The following is a 16,472-nucleotide window of genomic DNA, read 5'->3' on the forward strand; positions in this document are numbered from 1 at the left end:
GAATAAGTACTTATACGAAGGGGAGTTTAATGAGAAAATGAAATTTAATATCGATTATTTTATCGCGAGTGTTTTACAGTGGATATTAAATATAGCGCTAATTATATTATCCATTGTCTTATCTATCTTTTTAATTAATGAGACGATTACTTTTATTCAATACATATTTTCAGCGAAGAAGTATACGTCATATAAATTAGTTGAAAGTATCATCGTCTATTTCTTATACTTCGAGTTCATAGCATTAATCATTAAGTATTTTAAATCGAATTATCATTTCCCGTTACGTTATTTCATTTATATCGGAATCACGGCGTTAATTCGATTGATTATTGTGTCTCATGAGGAACCGATGGAGACGTTATTATACGCAGGAGCGATTCTTGTTTTAGTTATTGCTTTATACATATCAAATATGAGAGATTTGAGAAAAGAGTAGTAGTGCAGACATAAGTTTGCACTACTTTTTTACATCTTGACCTTCAAGTTACTTAAAGGTTTACAATAAAATTAGGGCGTTTGAAATTGAAAAAAATTGAGAAATTAAGTGAAGAGGTTTCTTTTACTTGGAGGTTATAGAAATGAATCAGGAATTGAAATTGCGTCCATTAGAGCGAGAAGATTTAAAGTTTGTACATGAACTTAATAATAATGCACATATTATGTCGTATTGGTTTGAAGAGCCGTATGAGGCATTTGTGGAGCTACAAGACTTATACGATAAACATATACATGATCAAAGTGAACGCCGATTTATCGTTGAAAAAGACAATGAAATGGTTGGATTAGTCGAATTAGTGGAAATCGATTATATTCACCGTAGAACAGAATTTCAAATTATTATTGATCCAAATTATCAAGGATATGGTTATGCAGCGGAAGCGACGCATTTAGCGATGGATTATGCTTTTTCTGTATTAAATATGCATAAGATTTATTTAGTGGTGGATAAGGAAAATGAAAAAGCTGTACATGTTTATAAAAAGGTTGGATTTATGGTGGAAGGTGAACTGTTAGACGAGTTTTTCGTTGACGGTAACTATCATAATGCGATAAGAATGTGTATGTTCCAAAAGGCATACTTTGGCACAAAATAACCGTTTGGAAGAGCTATAGTAGGGAACTCGTTAATTGAAATAAAACACTCACCATGAAATAGAAACATACGATATGGAAGAAAAATAATAAGTGAGTTGAATCATAATGAATCATTATTTTTATAGTGGTAGACAAGTGGGAGCAGCTATTACGCTCGCTGGGGCGCAGGAGACCATTCATGCTATGAATCAAGCGATTCAAATGCAGCAACAAGCATATTTGGCACAAATGATGCAAGGACAGTATATGCCATACTCACAATTTCCGATGCAAAGTGTGAATTATGATGTGTATCCAGCTAGTTTCTTTTCCATTCCATATGGTGGGACTTATTTCTTATGAAAGAAAGCGACTGATAAGAGTCGCTTTCTTTTTTATATTCCGCCTAGCTGCATTCCAAGGAATGCGAAGAGGATACCAACTATGTAAGTAGCGCTTAAATATAAAAGGAATATGCTAAAGCTTTTACGATTGAGAAGCTGAACAGATTCTAGTTTAAAAGTTGAAAATGTTGTGAATGCACCCATAAATCCAGTACCTAATAATAATTGCCAACCTGTAGTGACTCCGTTGCCAATTATATATCCGAGTAAAAACGCTCCTGTTATATTAATGAGAAATGTAGCAATTGGAAAGGAAGTTTTATTTCTTTTTTTAAACCAATTGCTAATTGCAAATCGCGTAATCGCACCGCAAAATCCCCCTGTTGCGACTAATAAAGCTTCCATCATAAGTGATCACCTTCCGTAAGATGTTTCTTAAGTAAGAAATTACCTAGTGTATAGCCAAGTCCAGACATAATGAGGCCACCAAGTATGCTGCATGATACATATAAGAAGGCTATGCTCCACTCGGAATGATTGATCAATTGAATAGTTTCTACACTAAATGTTGAAAACGTCGTAAAAGAACCAATGAATCCTGTCCCGATGCCTGTGATTACATCTGAAGATAAGATGTTGAGCTTAGCGATATACGTAGTCAGCCACGCTAATAAGAAGCAGCCGACTAAGTTAATCAGTAATGTAGCTAGTGGAAATGTATAATGCCAAGATTCATGAATCGTAAGACCTAAATAATAACGAGAAAGGGCCCCTAATATACCGGCAATGCCGACGATAATATAAATCAATTTTCTCACCTCTTTAAATAGCTTGCTCAAAAAAATAGACTCCTACCAGTAGTTATACTGGTAGGAGTCATTAGCTAAGCAGCGTTTATGGCGAACTCCATCGCCTATGATTATTACATATAGTGTACTAAACATTGCGCTTGATTTCCAGTGAAGGAGTTAGGGGATTTTGTATTTTTGATAATGTAAGAGCAAGAGTTATTGTTTATAAACTAAATATAGTGATATAAGGTTTTTGATATGATAAAATATTTCTTATGTCTGTCATTCAGTTTTAGTTAACTGAAAATAAAGATAATTAAGTTATGTGTTTTAGAAAAGGGGCGTTTATTTGAAGAAATTATTAAAAATAGTACTTATATGTATTTTAGTAGGATTGGGAGTTGTAGGTGGTTTTTTAGGGTATATGACACTTACTAAAGAACAGCCTGCGGATAGTGTAAGTTTGAAGGTGGAAAATAATAAAGAGCGCGTATTAGCGACAGGAAATGAATTTAAAGTTACAACATTTAATATTGGATATGCTGGATTAGATAAGGAGCAAGATTTCTTTATGGATGGGGGAAAGGGATCTGGTTCAAGTAGTAAAGAGCAAACGAAAGTTAACCTAAAGAATATGCTTTCGTTTTTACAAAATGAGAATAGTGATTTTGCGCTACTACAAGAAGTTGATATAAAATCACTTCGATCATTTGATGTGAATGAACATGAATTTTTGAAAAAAGGATTACCTGATTATGTTTCGTCATTTGGCAAGAACTACGATACGAAATGGGTTCCAGTGCCAATAACAAATCCAATGGGATATGCGGAGGCTGGGTTAAGTACGTTTTCTAAATACACTGTTCAAGAAGCGAAGAGATTCCAGCTTCCTGGAATGGAGCCTTGGCCGAAGCGTTTATTTGATTTAGATCGGGCGATTGTTGAACATACAATCCCTGTTAATAATGGAAAGCATGTTAGACTCGTAAACTTACATTTGTCTGCGTACGATGAAGGCGGGAAAATTAGAAAACAGCAAGTAGAGTTTTTAAAAGAATATATGAACAAGCATTATGAAAAAGGTGATTACGTAATAATGGGCGGAGATTGGAATCAATTAGTTTCTGATGTTCAATTAAGTGATCCAAAGTTTGTGAAGGAGCGTCCTGAGTGGCTAGTAGAGTTACCGAAGGACTTTACTGATGGTGGCTTTAAATGGGCGGTAGATCCTTCTGTTATGACGGTGAGAGACGATGTGAAGAAATATGTAGAAGGTGAAAACTTCGTCACGATTATTGATGGCTTTATCGTTTCACCGAATGTTGAGATTGTAAATGTGCAAGGAAAAGATTTAAAGTTTGAAAATAGTGATCATAACCCAGTGAGTGCGGTATTTAAGCTGAAGTAATTAAGTGCAGAAGGTGGGACTATATATGGAATGGTTAAAGAAAACTTGTTTTTCTAACCTTGAGAAAGAATCACAGAAAAATCATTTATTGCTGTTTATTACGATTTGTAGTTTCTTCCTTGGAATCATCGCAATTGGGTATTACGGATATATTTTTACAGAGAGAGCAATCGCGTTTTGGGTTTGTGGCATTTCTGTCGTTGTATTTGGAACACTTCTTACTTTTATAAAAAGCATGGAAACGACGTATAAATATATCATGACATTTATGTTACTTATGATGTCTTTCATTATGGTACAAGCTTTTAATGAAAGCCCAGCTGTATTTCAAATGGTCTATTTTACACTAGCCGTTTCACTTATTTATTTAAGTGAACGTCTCGTTGTAATTCTAGGCGGAGTGGCAGTTGTAATCACATTTATTCTTTGTAGTTATTGGCCAGAGCAATTTTTTGCTTATACAGCTGCATCTGAAGCTGCAAACTTCGCAAGCTTGTTAGCAATCGTAACAATCGCTATGTGGGGCGTCACGAAAATTGGTTCTAACTTGCTAGCTCGTTTAAGTGATGAGAAGCAAGAAGTAATGAGAAAAGCTCAGGAATTAGAAGAAACGCAAAGACTTATTGAGGAAACGGTTGTAAAACTAGATCGTAATTTCAATTATTTAAGACAAAATATGAATACATCGATGGAGTCAATGAGTGAAATTAATTTCGCTTTTGAAGAGGTAGCGGTTGGTACGCAATCACAATCAGAGATGATGCATCGTTCGGTAGAAGTATTGAATGATATGGAGGGAAATATTGAACAAATCATTTCTCAAGTAAGAAATGCATCGATTCGTATTGATGAAAGCTTAGAAATTTCAAAGGGTAGTGTACATACTTTAAGAAACTTTGAAGCAAATATGAAAAGTTTAAATGATGTTGTTTCACAATCAGGAGTTATATTTAGAGATTTAATGATGCAGTCGAAGCAAATTAATGAGATTGTAGATGTAATAACGAATATTTCAAGTCAGACGAGTTTACTAGCTTTAAATGCAAATATTGAAGCCGCAAGAGCAGGTGAGCATGGAAAAGGATTTGCGATTGTAGCGAATGAAGTATTAAAGCTTGCCGAAGAATCGAATCGTTCTGCGGGAAGAATTCAAGGGATTTTGAAGGATTTTAGTAATCAAGCAAGTAAGGTAGAAGTGCAAGTAGAGAAATCAGAAAGAGTACAAGAAGAATGTAATGAAATGCTAGTAAGTGTTTTAACAAATGTAACGGATTTAGGGAAATTTATTGATGAAATTAATGATGTAATGAGAGAAATCGTCGGTCATCAAGAAAGTTTCCAAGTTAAAACGACGAATATCGTAAAGGATGTTACACATGCTTCCAATGTAATCCAGCAAACTTCTGCGGCTACAGAAGAAGTGTTAGCAAGTGTGGAAGAAGAAAAACATCGAAATGATACATCTGTGAAGACATTACATACTGTTAGCGAGCAAGTGAAATTGTTAGAAGATATTTTAGAAAAGTAATATCACTTAAAAAGGGCACAACGTTTGTGCCCTTTTTTCATTTAAACGAAGACTTGCTCGGATTTTAATTGCTTTTCTGCTCGTTTTCTGCCAAGCTTAAGAAGATGAAATTCAGCTAATAGCGGAATTAAAATACTTCAAAGAAAGAATTAAATAGGTGACGTATATGATCGAAGTTAAGACTTCTGAACTTAGTGATGGAGAATTTAATAGAGGTGTATTTGCAACTCGTGATATTAAAAAAGGTGAGTTGATACACGCAGCGCCAGTTATCTCTTATCCGAATGAACAGCATGAACACATTGAGAAAACATTACTTGCTGACTACGCATTTGAGTATGGGATTAATCATACGGCAATCCTTTTAGGATACGGCATGTTATTCAATCATTCATATACACCGAATGCGACGTATGATATTGTCTTTGAGAATCATACATTTAACTTCTATGCTTATAAAGATATAAAAGCAGGAGAAGAAATCTTAATCAATTATAATGGTGAAGTGGATAACGATGAACTGTTATGGTTTGATAAAGAAAAAGAAGAGAACGAAAAGTAATTTAAAATAAGTAATGAAAAAGATGCCTTTACCTATGTAAAAGCATCTTTTTTGTTGATGAAAATAAAGTAAAGATTACAAAAAAATACCACTTTATTTTCGTGTGGTATAGTAAGATACTGAAGGGTAGTGTTTTGAAAAAGTAATATATTTTACAAATTGTTGTCTTTCTGATGACATGTCAAGTTTAGTAGCCCATTTGGGTTGCTTTATTATGCAATATATATTTTAATATGAGTGGCACCTCTTATAAATTAAGAGGTTAATAGGTGTCTCGAATTGATTTTGGGTACACTGTATCCACCACTTTAAGTTCGTTCATGTATGTGGGGATATTATGGGCCCGTATAACGGGATAAAAAGAATATAGAAATAGAGGAATCGTAAAATGAATATGCAAGAGGTTTATGAATATTTAAGTACGGTATTGCCTGAAGGTCATGTGAAACAAGATGAAATGTTAAAGAATCATACGCATATTAAAGTTGGTGGAAAAGCAGATGTGTTCGTTGCGCCGACAAATTATGATGAAATTCAAGAAGTTATTAAATATGCGAACAAATATAATATTCCAGTTACGTTTTTAGGAAATGGATCGAATGTTATTATTAAAGATGGTGGAATTCGCGGGATTACAGTAAGTTTAATTCATATTAAAGGTGTTACTGTAACAGGAACGACGATTGTAGCACAGTGCGGTGCAGCAATTATTGATGTATCACGTATTGCATTAGAACATAACTTAACAGGGCTTGAGTTTGCTTGTGGTATTCCAGGTTCAGTTGGCGGAGCATTATATATGAATGCAGGTGCATACGGCGGTGAAATTTCGTATGTATTAACAGAAGCTGTCGTAATGACAGGTGATGGAGAGCTACGTACTTTGACGAAAGAAGCATTTGAATTTGGATATCGTAAGAGTGTATTTGCGAACAACCATTACATTATTCTTGAAGCGAGATTTGAACTTGAAGAAGGTGTACATGAAGAAATTAAAGCAAAAATGGATGATTTAACGTTTAAACGTGAGTCAAAACAGCCTCTAGAATATCCTTCATGTGGTAGTGTATTTAAACGCCCACCAAATAACTTTGCTGGTAAATTGATTCAAGACTCAGGGTTACAAGGTAAGCGAATTGGTGGAGTGGAAGTTTCTCTAAAACATGCTGGATTTATGGTGAATGTTGATAACGGAACAGCACAAGATTACATTGATTTAATTCACTTCGTACAAAAAACAGTTGAAGAGAAATTTGGCGTGAAGTTAGAGCGTGAAGTAAGGATTATTGGAGAAGATAAAGAATAACATATACGTATGAAACTGCGAATTATTTTAAAATAATATTTGGGTATTGTTGACAATTTGTTTTCAATTCAATATAATGGCTAATAATTTAACAAATAACATACGTTGAAAGAGCCCAGTAGCAGTTTGTCACTGTTAACGAGAGAGCTAGGGGATGCTGGAACCTAGCACAAACAAATTTGCGAATTACACTCTGGAGTATCTTAGGTAATGCTAAGCGGATTGGCAATCGATATTATTGCTAAGAGTGGTATGAGTAGCTATACTATTTATACAAACTGGGTGGTAACACGGTGAATCATCGTCCCTATGTCATAGACATAGGGATTTTTTGTTTTTAAAAAATAAAGGGGATGACAAAAGATGAACATTATTGATGAATTAGAATGGCGCGGCGCCATTAATCAACAGACTGACGAAGAAGGTTTACGTAAGCTAGTAGAAGAGAAAAAGATTTCGCTATACTGCGGAGTTGATCCGACTGGTGATAGTATGCATATCGGACATTTGATTCCGTTTATGATGATGAAAAGATTCCAGTTAGCTGGCCATCATCCAGTTATTTTAATTGGCGGAGCAACAGGAACAATTGGTGATCCGAGTGGACGTCAATCAGAACGCCAACTTCAAACGTTAGAAGTAGTTCAGCATAATGTAGATGCATTAACAGCGCAAATGAAAAAGCTATTTGATTTTGGCGGAAATAGCGAAGTAAAGATGGTAAATAACTACGACTGGACACATGAAATAAATATTATTGAGTTTTTACGTGATTACGGGAAAAACTTTAGCATTAATAGCATGTTAGCAAAGGACATCGTAGCAAGTCGTTTAGATACAGGAATTTCTTTCACAGAATTTACGTACCAAATCTTACAAGCGATGGACTTCCATCATTTATACACGAAAGAGGATGTTCAACTGCAAATTGGCGGTAGTGACCAATGGGGAAATATTACGAGTGGCTTAGATTTAATTCGTAAGTTAGAAGGGCACGAAGCAAAAGTATTCGGATTGACGATTCCGTTATTATTGAAATCAGATGGTACGAAGTTTGGTAAATCAGCAGGTGGTGCAGTTTGGCTTGATCCTGAAAAAACAACACCATTTGAATTTTACCAGTTCTGGGTGAATACAGATGATCGTGATGTAGTTAAATACTTGAAATACTTTACATTCTTAACGAAAGAGCGCATCGATGAATTGGCAGTGAAGCTAGAAACAGAGCCTCATAAACGTGAAGCGCAAAAAGTATTAGCGGAAGAAATGACGAAATTCGTTCATGGAGAGGAAGCATTGCTGCAAGCTGTGAAAATTACAGCAGCGTTATTTAGCGGAGATATTAAATCGTTAACAGCTGATGAAATTGAGCAAGGCTTTAAAGAAATGCCAACATTCCAGTCTTCAAAAGAGACGAAAAACATCGTAGAATGGCTAGTTGATCTAGGAATTGAACCATCTAGACGACAAGCGCGTGAAGATATTAATAACGGAGCTATTTCTATGAATGGCGAAAAAGTAAAGGATGTAGGTACGGATGTTACGGTAGAGAATTCATTTGATGGACGATTTATTATTATTCGTAAAGGGAAGAAGAACTACAGCCTTGTGAAGTTAGGATAATGAAGAAGGTTTAAAAATTATATCGGCGATTTTTTGAATATATCGACCGTAACTCGAAACATATCGGCGATTTTCGAAATATATCAGCGTAAATCCGAATATATCGGCGATTTCCTCGATATATCGATTTACCAACAAAAAGCGACAATAAGAGCTGTTCCGAACGGGACAGCTTTCATTATAAAAAGTCAGTATATTTAGATAAATTTAAAGGGTATATATTTTTTTTGCCGAATAAATAAGTTAGAGAAAATTTCGGATAAAGTGAAACTTTAATCAGTGGGGGTTTTCCTCATCCCCGCTGATTATTAGTTGAACCAATCGGACTTTTATGGGCAGTTGATCCCCCACCTAACTGCTTTGCTTTCGCTGAATTTTGAGGTGGGGGTCTTACTGCCCATTAAAGTGGGATAAAAATAGCCCGAACCATGCAGGGCATGATTCGGGCTTATATTCAGATTAGTAAGCTAAGCTGAATAGACCTTTAATGTGTGATAAGTAACGAACGTTACTTGCTTCTTTCATTAATGATGCTGGTAAGCCTTTAAGTGGAGTATTGCTTGCTCCGATTGTAGCAACAGCATCTTTACGTCCTAGACTAGCAAGTGTTCCAGAGTTTACAGGTGCGAACTCTTCGAATGCTTTGCCTTCTAGTGCTGCGTATAAGTTGTATCCAATTAACTCACCCATTTGCCAAGCGATTTGTGCAGTTGGTGGGTATGGACGTCCGTCTGGAGCGAAGACAACAGCGCTGTCTCCAGCAACGAATACGTTTTTGTGAGAAGTAGATTGTAGGTATGCATCAACTGTTGCACGACCACGGTTTACTTCAAGACCTGATTCACCGATTAGTGGGTTACCTTGAACGCCGCCCGTCCAAACGAATGTGTTAGCAACAAGTTTTTGACCGTCTTTTAAGTCGATTTCATTGCCAGCAACGTTTGTTACAGGAAGACCAGTTAAGAATGTAACGCCGCGTGCTTCTAGGCTAGTAGTTGCACGTTCGATTAAGTGGTCTGGTAATACTGGAAGGATTTTTGGACCTGCTTCAACAAGAAGAAGTTTAACTTCTTTTGGATTTACGCCGTGGCTTTTTGCAAGTTTAGGCATAATGTCAGCAAGCTCACCAACTAGCTCAACGCCAGTTAATCCGCCACCACCGATTACGATTGTAGCATCAGCTTCGTTTTTCGTTTTCGCGTATTCACGAATACGATCTTCAACGTGTTTGTAGATTTTGTTTGCATCAGCAGCAGATTTTAATACCATGCTGTTTTCTTCTAGTCCTGGAATACCGAAGTAAGCAGTTTTACTTCCTAAAGCAACTACAAGTGCATCGTAAGATAAAGTAGTGCCGCCAGCTAGTTTAATTTCTTTGCTATCAACTGAGAATGACTCAACTGTTGCGATTTTTAGATCGATGTCTTTACCTTTGAAAAGCTTTGTAAGTGGCATTGCAACTGCTTGCTCAGACACGTTACCAGCTGCAAGGCGGTGTAGTTCAGTGATGATTTGGTGTGTTGGGTATTGGTTAATCACTGTAACTTGTGCTTCTGATTTGCTGTAATATTTACGTACGTTTAAAGCGGCAAGAAGACCGCCATAACCAGCGCCTAAGATGACAATTTGTTTTGACATAGTATGATATCCCCCGTCTTTACTAATTGTTGTTATAAGTTAACTTATTTATTGTTACGTTCTGCACTAATTTGAAGATATGCGTTCACAAAGCGGAACATTTTTTGTGCTTGTGGATCTTTTAGTAATTTTAAAAGACCGAATAGGCCGATAACTTCGTTGCTTTCGTCAGCACGATCTTTCGCTTCGATTGCAGTTGCAGCCATGCTTTTCACTGTATCTTTTACAGGTTCTACAAGCTCTGTGATTGCACCAACAGTGTCGCTTTTTAATACTTCATCAGTAGCAACAGTTTGAGCGAAGTCATAAGACTTAGTTAAAATGTTAACAAGCTCAGTTAATTTTGGAAGCTGTTCTACTAGTGTTGTTAATGATTCTTGTACCTCAGGTTTTAACAACTGATCAAGTACATCAAGTTGTCCTTGGCTAGCAGAAATTTGTACAGTTTCTTGTTCTGGCTTTGTTTGAGTCATAGTTTCTGGCATCTCCAATTCTCCTTTACGATAGCAATACTCTTATTTTTGATAAGTAAGATAGTAAACGGTTACGAAACTTTATACAAAGTTTCACAAAACACAATAAAATGCCTTTAAATTTATGACAGCAAGTAAGCTGCAAACATAAATCTAAAACCATAACGTCTTACTTATTATTTATGAACTGTCCGATATATGGCTTGTCCGCATAATGGAAAAGCTCCGTTACCGGAAAGTGTATATAATATATATCCTATATTATATACTATATACACCTATGTTAACATAAAAATGATTCCTAATTATTTCATATCGAGCGTATAACGTAGTACTGACAAGGTATGAAAGCGTATAAAATATTTTGTTTCAATTAGAAATGTACATATATAATAAGAAAAAAAGGAAAAAATGAACAAATTCATGTTCGTTTTTTCCTTTTTCCTATTATTCACCTTCCGCAATTAGCATCGATGTCTTACCTTCTTTTTCAAGATGGCATTCGCCCCAAGAACAAAGAGAATCAAGAATGGATTCTAAAGACCAACCGTAATCAGTAAGAGAATATTCTACTTTTGGCGGGACTTGGTTGTATACTTTTCTTTGAATAACGCCGTCGTCTTCTAATTCACGTAATTGTTGTGTTAACATTTTTTGTGTAATACCAGGCATTGAGCGTTTTAATTCACTCGTTCTCTTTGTACCTTTCGTTAAGTGACAAAGGATAACAACTTTCCATTTGCCGCCGATAACTTCTAAAGTTGCCTCTACAGGAATATTGTATTGCTTCATATGAAACCCTCCCATTGTGAGTAAAATAAGTTAAATCATACAAATGTTACTTTTTAGTACCTATAGCACTTTAAAGTACGTACTTTTTATCATGTTAAATATGTTTCATAATAGCACATGTAAGAGGCAAATGAGTAGTACGGTACTGAAAAGTGACTATGTTACTTTTTGGTGCCTATCGTACTTTAAAGTGCGTTCTTCAAAAAAAGAATGAAACCATTCATAATAGCATTTGTAGAGATTAAATATTTTTTTTAGAAGATAAAAGGGCCTTTTTATCGCACTATTATGATTGGATTTCTTGTAATAAGGAGGAATTCAATTGAGTTCATATACAGTACCATCTTCGGAAGTTCAGACGAATCGAAGAAGTATGTTTGCTTTATTAGCACTAGCAATTAGTGCGTTCGGGATTGGTACGACCGAGTTTATTAGTGTCGGTTTATTACCATCTATTTCAAAAGATTTAAATGTTTCTGTTACAACAGCTGGTTTAACTGTTTCCCTATATGCATTAGGTGCGGCAGTAGGGGCTCCTGTTTTAACAGCGCTAACGGCTAGTATGTCGAGAAAGACATTATTAATGTGGATTATGGTTATTTTCATTATTGGTAATGGGATCGCGGCAGTAGCAACAAGTTTCACTATATTAATTATCGCAAGGGTTGTATCTGCGTTTGCACATGGTGTGTTTATGTCGATAGGATCTACAATTGCGGCCGCAATCGTCCCAGAGAATAAACGTGCTAGCGCCATTGCGATTATGTTTACTGGATTAACAGTTGCGACTATTACAGGTGTACCAATTGGAACGTTTATCGGTCAACAATTTGGCTGGAGAGCGTCATTTATGGCGATTGTCGTAATTGGAATTATTGCTTTTATCGCAAACAGTATACTCGTCCCATCTAATTTAAAAAATGGTGTACCTGTATCGTTTCGTGATCAATTCAAACTAATTAAAAATGGAAGACTGTTACTTGTTTTCATTATTACTGCACTTGGATACGGCGGTACGTTCGTAACATTTACGTATTTATCACCACTATTACAAGAAGTAACAGGGTTTGAAGCAAGTACCGTTACCATCATTTTATTAGTGTATGGAATTGCAATTGCGATAGGGAATATGGTTGGCGGAAAATTATCGAATCATAATCCGATCCGAGCGCTATTTTACATGTTCTTAATTCAAGCGATTATACTATTTGTTTTAACATTTACAGCGCCATTTAAAGTAGCTGGATTAATCACAATTATTTTCATGGGACTATTCGCATTTATGAATGTTCCGGGGCTACAAGTATATGTAGTTATATTGGCAGAGCGCTTTGTTCCGAGTGCGGTTGATGTTGCTTCAGCAATTAATATTGCCGCATTTAACGGAGGAATCGCTTTAGGTTCTTATATAGGTGGCCTTGTAACGAATTCGTTAGGATTAATCCATACTGCTTGGGTAGGCGGTCTTATGGTAGTAGCCGCTGTGATTTTAACAGCGTGGAGCATGACATTAGAAAAAAGAGATCAAGTAAAATAAAAGGAGAGAAAATAAAATGAAAAACTTACAAAGTAAAGCAGTATTAAATAACGGTGTAGAAATGCCTTGGTTCGGTTTAGGTGTATTTAAAGTAGAAGAAGGACCAGAACTTGTAGAAGCTGTAAAATCAGCGATTAAAGCAGGATACCGCAGCATCGATACAGCTGCAATTTACGGAAATGAAAAAGCTGTAGGTGAAGGAATTCGTGCAGGTATCGAAGCAACTGGTATTTCAAGAGAAGATTTATTCATCACTTCAAAAGTGTGGAACGCAGACCAAGGATATGAAACAACAATCGCTGCATACGAAGAGAGTCTAAAAAAATTAGGACTAGATTATTTAGATTTATATCTTGTTCACTGGCCTTCAGAAGGAAAATATAAAGATACGTGGAGAGCGTTAAAAACACTTTATAAAGAAAAGCGCGTACGTGCAATTGGTGTAAGTAACTTCCAAATCCATCACTTACAAGATGTAATGAAAGATGCAGAAATTAAACCAATGATTAACCAAGTAGAATACCACCCTCGTTTAACACAAAAAGAACTACAAGCTTTCTGTAAAGAACAAGGTATTCAAATGGAAGCATGGTCACCATTAATGCAAGGTCAATTATTAGATAACGAAACATTACAAGAGATTGCGGAGAAACACGGCAAAACAACAGCGCAAGTGATTTTACGTTGGGATCTTCAAAATGGAGTAATTACAATTCCAAAATCAACGAAAGAACACCGTATCATTGCAAATGCTGATGTATTTAACTTTGAATTAACGAAAGAAGATATGGAAAAAATCGATGCGTTAAACCAAAATCACCGCGTTGGTCCAGATCCTGATAACTTCGATTTCTAAGATTAGGGTAAGAAAGAAGAGTGCGTAAAAGCACTCTTTTTTTGCATAAAAATAGTTTCTAAATAAATACTACTTAGTATCAAGTTTGTTATAAGGGGCTGTAAACATGAATATAAAGCAATCGTTCAAACTTTTAGCTATGTTTTTAAGTGTTTTATTTGTGTTATTCCCGCTTCAAAAAGCATTCGCAGAAGTGATGGACCATACAAAGTATCAAATGGATTGGAGTTATAGTAAGTCTAAGAAGAAACCAATCCGAACAGAGCTTATTAAAACGGCAGATGGCAAAATTGCTTTTTGCTTAAATGTAGATTTAAAATCTCCAAGCGGTCAAGATTTACCGGAAATGGGGAAAGTGGATATTAACGTATACCGTGTATTATTAAATGGATATCCACAAAAGAGCCCGCAAGAATTAGGTGTTTCTGATTGGAGAGAAGCTCATTATGCAACGCAGCTTGCAGTATGGAATGCGTTAAAACAAATCGATATTAATGATTTAGACTTCCGCAATAAAAATGTAGAAAAGGTAACGAAAGATATCGTTGCAAAAGCAAGTGCTAGTGAAGAGTTACAAGAAATTACAATGAGTGTAACTCCTACAGAAGAACAAGAAGCAGTATTGAAAAATGATTTCTTTGAAACAGGCTTATATACAGTAGAAACAAATGCAAAAAGTGGAACGTATAAAGTGCAAGCAACAGGTGCACCAGCGGGAGCGAAATTTGTAAATGAAAAAGGCGAAGCAAAAACGGAATTTAATGTAGGAGAAAAGTTCCGCATTTTAGTTCCGAAACAAACACCAGCTGGTGGATTTAGCTTTAAAGTAATCGGGAAATTAACGAAGCTACAAGGCATTGCGCATAAAGGTACACCGACAATTCAAAATGCAGTTGTATTACTTGAGCGTAGTGAAGAAGAAACAAGTCCGGAGTTATCAGTGAGTTGGAAAAAAGGAAATGGTCATGATAATAATAAACCACATACTCCAAACGAACCGCATAAACCGAATCAATATAAAAGGTAAGATAAAAAGCATTGGTTAACACCAATGCTTTTTATCTATGAAACATTAAATTATATTAAGATAATTATTAACCGAATAAAACATTGTTTTTATGTTGTGAAAGATATTCAAATATAATAAAATCCGAACGTTAAGATTAATTGATTAAATTCACGAAATTGTAACATTATTCTAATTGAAAAGGCTATCAAACAAAGTAGAAAACATGTACAATTCAGTTGGAAAAACTACCTATAGATGGTCATATATGAAGAAAATGTAAGATTCTATTGCTATTTTTATTTTTAGATGTATAGATGACAATACTATAATGATATCTTTTGCTATTCTCTTTTTATGTACGAATAGAACTCATCACAAATAGAGAGAAGTGAGGAGGACATATTACATAAAAATTTTACAAAGTAAGAAAGCGAATACATGGAGGGAAATGCGGTAGTAATAGATACAGGTGCGCGAGGTATTCGTCTATTTATTACATGTTTTTATAAAAATAATAGGATTTTTCATTAAATAAATATATAGGATGGTTTTTCTAAATAAAGGAACAGGGGACACAGATTATGTCGAAGAAGAAAAAGAGTAGGGTATTAGTAGCTGGTATATGCATATCCACATTATTATCACCAGTAGCTTTTGAAGCATCAAAAGGATATGCAGCGCCTTTGGAAGAGGTTAAAGGTGGAAAGTTGGAAGAGAGCAAAGAGAGTCGTTTGGAGCAGAGGACGTTTTATGTGCCTGGAAAAGGTGATGTCACTGAGGAACGAGATCGTTTAAAGGTGGACTGGGAACTAGCGGCAAATGAACCAACTGGGATTTATGCAAAGCCAAATGAAGAAATGAAAATTAAAATAAAAGGTGATAAGTCTATTAAAGCTTTTATAGGAACACATGCGTATGATGAAGAAGACCCTAAGGAATTTGATTTAACACCTGGTGAAAATGTAATATCATCTCCAGTGGGCGGGATACTGTATTTCTATAACCCGAACAATCAAGGTGATATCACAGCTGAAGTTACTAATGGTGGAAGTCATTTTCCATTATTCATATTAGGAAAGCATACGAAAAAAGATTGGGATGAAATGCTGAAAAAGTATGAGAATCCATATGCAGTGGAATTAAGAGGAGAAAGAAGCCTAATCACATCAAGCTATGATGCTGTACAAGATTATATGAAAAATACAGATCCAACAGAATTATTGAAGCTGCATGATCAAATCATTCGCATAGAAAATAAGATTTCGGGATTATCTGAAGAGAGTGTAGGAGTGGCGAAAGCGCCAAAACACTATGTTCAATTTGTTGAAAATAGATATCCAGAAGAGGGCGATTGGATGAATGCATACTATTACCGCACTTCTTATGTTAAGAATGCGATGAAGTATGTATTAGACAGTAAAGAGTTAAAAACTGATGGATGGGGGTCTTGGCACATGCCCATCAACTTAAGAATTTTCACTACCCCCAAGTGACAAAAAACGTTATTCTTTCTAAAAAGCTAGCTAGA

At 35.6% G+C, this 16,472-nt stretch carries 16 protein-coding genes, 1 pseudogene, 1 riboswitch and 1 other annotated feature; of the genes and pseudogenes, 12 read left to right on the plus strand and 5 right to left on the minus strand.

Translation table 11 applies throughout. The annotated features are described in order from the left end of the window. The first annotated feature begins 37 nt into the window (after positions 1-37). The 3 genes from psiE (at position 38) to PDQ33_RS20750 (ending at position 1,440) form a co-directional block, all read left to right on the plus strand. Positions 38-439: a phosphate-starvation-inducible protein PsiE gene (gene psiE / locus PDQ33_RS20740; protein WP_071742128.1), complete on the plus strand. Its 402-nt coding sequence runs from the start codon at positions 38-40 to the stop codon at positions 437-439. A gap of 142 nt (positions 440-581) precedes the next feature. Beyond that, positions 582-1,097 carry a spermidine N1-acetyltransferase gene (gene speG / locus PDQ33_RS20745; protein ID WP_270756508.1) on the plus strand — a complete coding sequence of 172 codons (516 nt, stop codon included), beginning with the start codon at positions 582-584 and terminating at the stop codon, positions 1,095-1,097. Positions 1,098-1,200: 103 nt separating this feature from the next. Then, positions 1,201-1,440, plus strand: a complete 240-nt coding sequence (locus tag PDQ33_RS20750; protein ID WP_033671843.1) for a DUF3947 family protein — start codon at positions 1,201-1,203, stop codon at positions 1,438-1,440. A 32-nt stretch (positions 1,441-1,472) separates the two neighbouring features. Here the strand turns inward: PDQ33_RS20750 and crcB (PDQ33_RS20755) are convergent, their stop codons facing one another. Next, a complete protein-coding gene (gene crcB / locus PDQ33_RS20755; RefSeq protein ID WP_061131791.1) occupies positions 1,473-1,829 on the minus strand; it encodes a fluoride efflux transporter CrcB in 357 nt (118 codons plus the stop codon). Continuing rightward, positions 1,826-2,230 carry a fluoride efflux transporter CrcB gene (crcB, locus tag PDQ33_RS20760; RefSeq protein ID WP_000639336.1) on the minus strand — a complete coding sequence of 135 codons (405 nt, stop codon included), beginning with the start codon at positions 2,228-2,230 and terminating at the stop codon, positions 1,826-1,828. The genes crcB (PDQ33_RS20755) and crcB (PDQ33_RS20760) overlap by 4 nt, the downstream gene beginning before the upstream one ends. Positions 2,231-2,284: 54 nt before the next feature. Continuing rightward, positions 2,285-2,344, minus strand: a riboswitch (Fluoride riboswitch). Positions 2,345-2,561: 217 nt separating this feature from the next. On the opposite strand from crcB (PDQ33_RS20760), the gene PDQ33_RS20765 reads away from it, so the two are divergent. The 5 genes from PDQ33_RS20765 to tyrS all read left to right on the plus strand — a co-directional run bounded on the left by PDQ33_RS20765 (position 2,562) and on the right by tyrS (position 8,639). Beyond that, positions 2,562-3,620, plus strand: a complete 1,059-nt coding sequence (locus tag PDQ33_RS20765) for an endonuclease/exonuclease/phosphatase family protein (RefSeq protein WP_270394281.1) — start codon at positions 2,562-2,564, stop codon at positions 3,618-3,620. Between the two features lie 25 nt (positions 3,621-3,645). Further along, positions 3,646-5,148 carry a DUF4077 domain-containing protein gene (locus PDQ33_RS20770; RefSeq protein WP_000455055.1) on the plus strand — a complete coding sequence of 501 codons (1,503 nt, stop codon included), beginning with the start codon at positions 3,646-3,648 and terminating at the stop codon, positions 5,146-5,148. A gap of 166 nt (positions 5,149-5,314) precedes the next feature. Beyond that, complete coding sequence (locus tag PDQ33_RS20775; protein ID WP_000573649.1) at positions 5,315-5,710, plus strand: SET domain-containing protein; 396 nt, start codon at positions 5,315-5,317, stop codon at positions 5,708-5,710. Between the two features lie 388 nt (positions 5,711-6,098). Then, entirely contained in the window at positions 6,099-7,016 is a 918-nt protein-coding gene (gene murB / locus PDQ33_RS20780) for a UDP-N-acetylmuramate dehydrogenase (RefSeq protein WP_061131789.1), read from the plus strand. Between the two features lie 96 nt (positions 7,017-7,112). Further along, positions 7,113-7,328: a binding site (T-box leader), on the plus strand. Positions 7,329-7,379: 51 nt separating this feature from the next. Beyond that, positions 7,380-8,639 (plus strand): tyrosine--tRNA ligase, encoded by a 1,260-nt coding sequence (gene tyrS, locus PDQ33_RS20785; RefSeq protein WP_270394280.1) that lies wholly within the window; start codon positions 7,380-7,382, stop codon positions 8,637-8,639. 459 nt (positions 8,640-9,098) lie between these two features. Here the strand turns inward: tyrS and PDQ33_RS20790 are convergent, their stop codons facing one another. From PDQ33_RS20790 to PDQ33_RS20800, 3 genes are all read right to left on the minus strand, one after another. Next, entirely contained in the window at positions 9,099-10,277 is a 1,179-nt protein-coding gene (locus PDQ33_RS20790) for an NAD(P)/FAD-dependent oxidoreductase (RefSeq protein WP_000043204.1), read from the minus strand. Between the two features lie 44 nt (positions 10,278-10,321). Further along, positions 10,322-10,762, minus strand: coding sequence for a DUF1641 domain-containing protein (locus PDQ33_RS20795; protein ID WP_001115309.1), 441 nt, complete (start codon positions 10,760-10,762; stop codon positions 10,322-10,324). Between the two features lie 435 nt (positions 10,763-11,197). Further along, entirely contained in the window at positions 11,198-11,542 is a 345-nt protein-coding gene (locus PDQ33_RS20800; RefSeq protein ID WP_000816344.1) for a winged helix-turn-helix transcriptional regulator, read from the minus strand. A gap of 373 nt (positions 11,543-11,915) precedes the next feature. Between PDQ33_RS20800 and PDQ33_RS20805 the strand changes: the two genes are divergently transcribed. From PDQ33_RS20805 to PDQ33_RS20820, 4 genes and pseudogenes are all read left to right on the plus strand, one after another. After that, on the plus strand, positions 11,916-13,079 hold the full coding sequence (locus PDQ33_RS20805) for an MFS transporter (protein ID WP_163262942.1): 1,164 nt from the start codon (positions 11,916-11,918) through the stop codon (positions 13,077-13,079). 16 nt (positions 13,080-13,095) lie between these two features. After that, positions 13,096-13,935, plus strand: a complete 840-nt coding sequence (locus PDQ33_RS20810) for an aldo/keto reductase (RefSeq protein WP_270756509.1) — start codon at positions 13,096-13,098, stop codon at positions 13,933-13,935. A gap of 106 nt (positions 13,936-14,041) precedes the next feature. Beyond that, a complete protein-coding gene (locus PDQ33_RS20815; RefSeq protein WP_001022541.1) occupies positions 14,042-14,962 on the plus strand; it encodes a thioester domain-containing protein in 921 nt (306 codons plus the stop codon). Positions 14,963-15,525: 563 nt separating this feature from the next. Next, positions 15,526-16,398, plus strand: a pseudogene (locus PDQ33_RS20820) (M60 family metallopeptidase); the annotation flags it as partial. Positions 16,399-16,472: the final 74 nt, after the last annotated feature.

The sequence above is a fragment of the Bacillus cereus group sp. Bc031 genome (assembly GCF_027716265.1).
GTDB classification, from domain to species: domain Bacteria; phylum Bacillota; class Bacilli; order Bacillales; family Bacillaceae_G; genus Bacillus_A; species Bacillus_A paranthracis.